Below are 4936 nucleotides of genomic sequence, written 5' to 3' on the forward strand. Positions count from 1 at the left end.
AATCTACCTTTCTATGGTAGTCAGTTGATGTGCTTTCAAACAACACTTATTATTTAATTCGCGAGTATTACTCGCGAATTAAGAATCTTTCTTATTTTTCTTTTTACCAAAATGGGATGCTCCCATTTATTTTACCTAATACACTTTTTTATTACACTACCCTTTGCTTATTATCGATTACTCAATTATTATTGGCTCATTGGCAATTTCAGTCAAACCTCCAGATTGCAAATATCTAAGCCAAATATCTTGCCAATTATTAATAGATGATTCTTTGACTGCGATTAAAATATCCAAAGCATCATACCAAATACCTTGCCTTGCATAACTAGCAGCTTTTTCTAATTCAGTCGCTGTAGTTGATAAATCACCCTCTTTAATTTGAGACTTATCGATCCGTTTAATCCAAGAAGTCACTACAGGATCGTTGGGATTTGGTCGATTTTCGCAGACTAAAATAACCGCCCATTGATAGTTTTTTCCAGCTTCCAGAATGGGAGCATCATCTGCTAATTTGATCCCAACAATCCCCTCTTCTTTTGTCACCTCAATTGATTGTTGCCAATGAGGAGTAGCTCCTTCTTCTTTAATACTTAAAATCACTTGTCGTGCTGAGGTTTGAGGTAAATAAACCCAAAAAGTTGGTCTTTCTTTTAGGGTTAACCCATAGTTTTCATTGGGTACTATGGGGGTCATAGTTTGGTCGGTTACACTAAGTTCTTGGTCTTGTGTAGCAATACAATCTTGAAAATACGGCTTCTCTATACGAGATGCTGCACTATCAGTATTTTCTGGCTGTTCTGACTCTGGAGGCGGTTGAAATAAAACAGTCGTGTCAAGCTCGGTAGTTTTGTCTTTTGCAAAACAATTAGCGATCACTATTGAAAGAAGTAAATAACTTAAGACAGTGCTAAAAAATAGCAACTTCCAGTTTTTATTAAATTTTAAACAAGACTTCTTCTTCTCTGTTGAAAGCTTCATTGTTTTACTTTGATTCAATTGAGGCTAGTGGTTATTTATTTTAACCCAAGTTGCTAGTCATTGAAAAAGAGCTGGTTCTAACGGATTTTGTGAGTAGTATAAATACTCAGGATAATTAAAATTGAAGTACAAACGAAATCAAATTGAGATAAAGTCAATAAACACTCAATTGAAGTTTTTTGCAACAAAATCAAAATGTTTCCATTTAAATAGTTGCGAAGAAGTTCATCAGTTCTAATTATTATTGGCATCTAAAGCATACTACAAGACTACCTCAATTTTTGACAACAGAACCATTACACAGATTTACAACACGACCGTCTATCGATCGAGTTGTCGAATTTCTTTTTCAATTATAGATAAATTTTCTTGACTTTCCGATCGCTTGAGATATTCCAAAGCTATTCTACTAACTAAGGGATAATCGAGATATTGTTTTAACAAAAGTTTTAAAATATAATTGAATTTTTGCTGCTCTGTTTGCCTAATTCTAACTATAATTGAAATAATTATTGTCAAAACTAAAACCATTAATGAGGGTACTAAAGGCAGCCATAAACCAGATAAAAAAGCTCGATAACAGATAAAAATTAAAAAAGTACTAACAAAAATAACGGTTAAAGCGATCGCGAATAATTTTTGCAAATACCAAAAGATAATTCCTCCAATAACTCCCCACAATAGTATCCAGAGAGATTCAATAAATTGGTTGTAAGTATTAAGTAAAGGACGATTATCCAACGCAGCACTAATTATTTGGCTGGTAACATTAGCATGAATAAAAACTCCTGGCATTTTTGGCGAATAACCAAACCAGCCTTTACTATAAGGTGTATAAAAAAAGTCTTTAATACTTGCGGCAGTAGAGCCAATTAAAATTAATTTATTTTGAATATCTTGAGTTTTAATATTATTGTTTATGACATCAGTTAAAGAATATTGTTTGAAATTAGCATCTGTTCCCCAAAAATTTAATAATATTTGATAGCCCCCCGCATCAGCATCTACATAGCCTCCGTTATGACCATCAAATCGCTTGAAAACAGCTTTTCCCAAACGATAGCGATTATTCCCTATTGGTTTTAGTTGGATATTTCTTGATCGTAAATAATGTAAGGCTAGTATAGTTCCCAAACTAAAGCGCGTTTGCCGATCTTCATCGACTGTAGATAGTAATGCACGACGAATTTTTCGATCTGTATCTAATACTTGGTCGGAAAATCCAACCCGATCTCGATCTAGATTCTTCGGCGGTGCGATTGTATTACCAATAATTTTTTCTACTACATATAAATTAGGTGTAGAATTAAATACTTCTAGTAGTTTTTGATGTCCTGGTGGTACGGCTAAATCTCGATAAATATCTAAGGCAATAGTATTGGGTTGTCGAGCTTTTAAGTTTTCAATCGCTGTTGCTAAAGCTGAATCTGGGATAGGCCATTGTCCGATATTAGTAATATCTTCTTCGTCAATAGTAACGACTAATACTCGCGATTCTTGAGTAGTTGAAAGTCGCCAATCAAAAAAGCGGTCTAATGAATTCCATTCCCACGTTTGAAGAATTCCGCTCAAACGTAATAATAAAATAAATCCCGTTACTGCGGAGACAATTATTAATAACCATTTTTTATCTAAGCGTTGATTACTAACTTTTATACTAGCTTTTCTTCTAATATTTGCTAATAGTTTGTTGGCTTTTTCTACTATAGCTAAAGTATTTTCTATCTCTTTTTTAGCTAATTCTTGACTAGCAACTAAAAATTGATAATCTATATTAGCGAGGCTTTTTCCTAATGACCATCTTAGAGCGGTTTGTAATTCTTCTCCTTTTAATAAAAAATTAGTATTTTTATAGGTTATCCAGTTGGTTAATGCATTTTCATAAGGTCGTAATTGTCCTAAATGGCGATCGACCCAAGCTAAATTAAAAACTTTAGCATATATTAAATTATTAACAACCAGCTTCCCTTTTTTTTCAACTACTAAACCAGATAAACGTAACTCTATTTGTTCGGAACTGCTATCAATTTTAATAACTTTTTTTTGAAGAATTTCTCGATATAAACCTAGTAAACGAATTGTTTTAAAAGAATCTCGATAACAGAGGCGATCGCGAATTGTTCTTAGATGTTCTGGTTCGTCTTTTTGTTCCCAGTTATTAATAACATGTCGTTGGACAATTTCGCTTATTTCTACTTTTTCACCATCTTCTTCTACTACTAATTGACATAACTTTTGAGTCAAAAAAGGTTGTCCGCCCGTCCAAGATAAAATATCTGCTACTATTTGTTTCGGATTGAGAACTTTATTTGCTAAGCCCACAATTAAGGCTGAAGTTTCTTCTAATTGAAATCCGCTTAAAGTAATTGCTCTACCAAGATCGAAAGGCGAACCAGTTTTATCTCTAATCAAATCTCTGGGAGATGCTACTCCCAATAGAGTAAAAGTAAGTCGATTGTAAGCTAAATTTGTTTGACGTCTTTGATAGCAACTATGAATTAAACTAAAAAAGTCATCTAAAGAAAATTTTTGACTGAGAACGCGATCTATTTCATCAACAAAAATTACAATTTTTTGAGAAACTTCTATTAATAAAACTTCTTCAATAAATAAACTCAATCGCTGTACTGGACTACATAAATCTCTTTTTTCTCGCCACCAACTACGCCAATTAAATTTAAGCTGACAACCGCTAACTAAAAAACGTACGATTCCCGCATACCATTTTTCAGGATTTAAATCCTGAGTTCCCATACCAGTTAAATCGATAAAAATACAAATAGTTTCTTCTGCTTGAAGCTTCTTCATTACTCGTACTCGCAAGCTAGATTTACCCATTTGTCGCGAGTTTAAAACATAGCAAAACTGTCCTTCTTTTAAGGCTTGTTCTAATTCACGATCTGCTCGACGTTCCACATAACTAGGAGATTGAGGGGATAAACTTCCTCCAACCTGGTAAGAAAATAGATCGCGTTCTTTATTCATCTAAATATTAACTAATAATGTAAGCAGTATCAATTTTTTTTGATTCTTTTTTATACAATAGTTAAACTACATTTCGCTATGGGATAAATTCAGGTATTATTTCAGGCGATCTTTAAAATTAAATTATAAAGAGTAGTTACTTTCAATAGCCCAATCGTGAGTAATAGTTAATAACTAATGAGTGATTTCAAATAACTAATTATTTGACAAAATACGATTGAAATAATCTCGATATAACTTACAGCGAGGAGCTACTAAATTTTGTTTATGTTGAATTAAACCAAGACTATGTAACTGATAAATCTGCAAAGAATCGATTGCTATAGGCTCTTGAGATTTTACTATTTTGGCAAATGCCGAACTAAGTTTGGAAGATTGTTTTAAAATATTTAATAAACGGCGTAGAGGACTGCTATAAATTCCCGTTTCAGAAGTTGCTCCCCGTACAAATTGCTCTAATACGATGTTTTTAGTCTTAATTTGATACATCGCCAATGTTACTAAATAAGGATGTCCCCCAACTAAATTCATTAACTCTTTCACTTGAGATTTATTCCAATTAAGCTTATATAAAGTAGCTAAATTTTCTATCTGTAAAGTATCAAACTCTTCTAATAAAATTGGTACTCCAGCATTAAAAGGAGATTGATTGATATCTAAGGGAATATAAACCTCTGTGGAGTGAGATAAAATCAATCTAACCTGCGCCCAAGAAGTATGAATTTTGCCTTTTTCATGCCAACTTCTCAACATTCCAAAAAAGTCTTCAATTACTGATTCGTAAGGAAACAAACGATCTATATTATCAAAAGCGAAAGTAAGATCGCTATTAACTTCTGCTAATATATATTCTTCAAAATAAACGGTACAATTGTCATTACTACCAAGAATATCCGTATCCCAATAATCGTTTACTTGATTTTCTAACTTTAATTGACGAGAAACCATCACACAAAGCCAACGTAGTAGC

General features: G+C 32.9%; 3 protein-coding genes. All 3 read right to left on the reverse strand.

Annotated elements, in window-relative coordinates; translation table 11 throughout:
* Positions 1–177: 177 nt before the first annotated feature.
* Positions 178–981, reverse strand: a complete 804-nt coding sequence (locus tag H1P_RS31020; protein ID WP_144875005.1) for a DUF928 domain-containing protein — start codon at positions 979–981, stop codon at positions 178–180.
* A gap of 321 nt (positions 982–1302) precedes the next feature.
* Complete coding sequence (locus tag H1P_RS31025) at positions 1303–3966, reverse strand: CHASE2 domain-containing protein (protein ID WP_144875007.1); 2664 nt, start codon at positions 3964–3966, stop codon at positions 1303–1305.
* Positions 3967–4161: 195 nt separating this feature from the next.
* Positions 4162–4936: AAA-like domain-containing protein (locus H1P_RS31030; RefSeq protein ID WP_186376247.1), on the reverse strand; the 775-nt coding region annotated here is incomplete at its 5' end.

Origin of the sequence: Hyella patelloides LEGE 07179 (assembly GCF_900659865.1) — a bacterium.
Classification (GTDB): Bacteria; Cyanobacteriota; Cyanobacteriia; order Cyanobacteriales; family Xenococcaceae; genus Hyella; species Hyella patelloides.

What these genes read in the sequence shown, in the direction of transcription:
- H1P_RS31025 (WP_144875007.1), bottom strand. Translation starts at nt 3,966, where the DNA reads ATGAATAAAGAACGCGATCTATTTTCTTACCAGGTTGGAGGAAGTTTA.
- H1P_RS31020 (WP_144875005.1), bottom strand. Translation starts at nt 981, where the DNA reads ATGAAGCTTTCAACAGAGAAGAAGAAGTCTTGTTTAAAATTTAATAAA.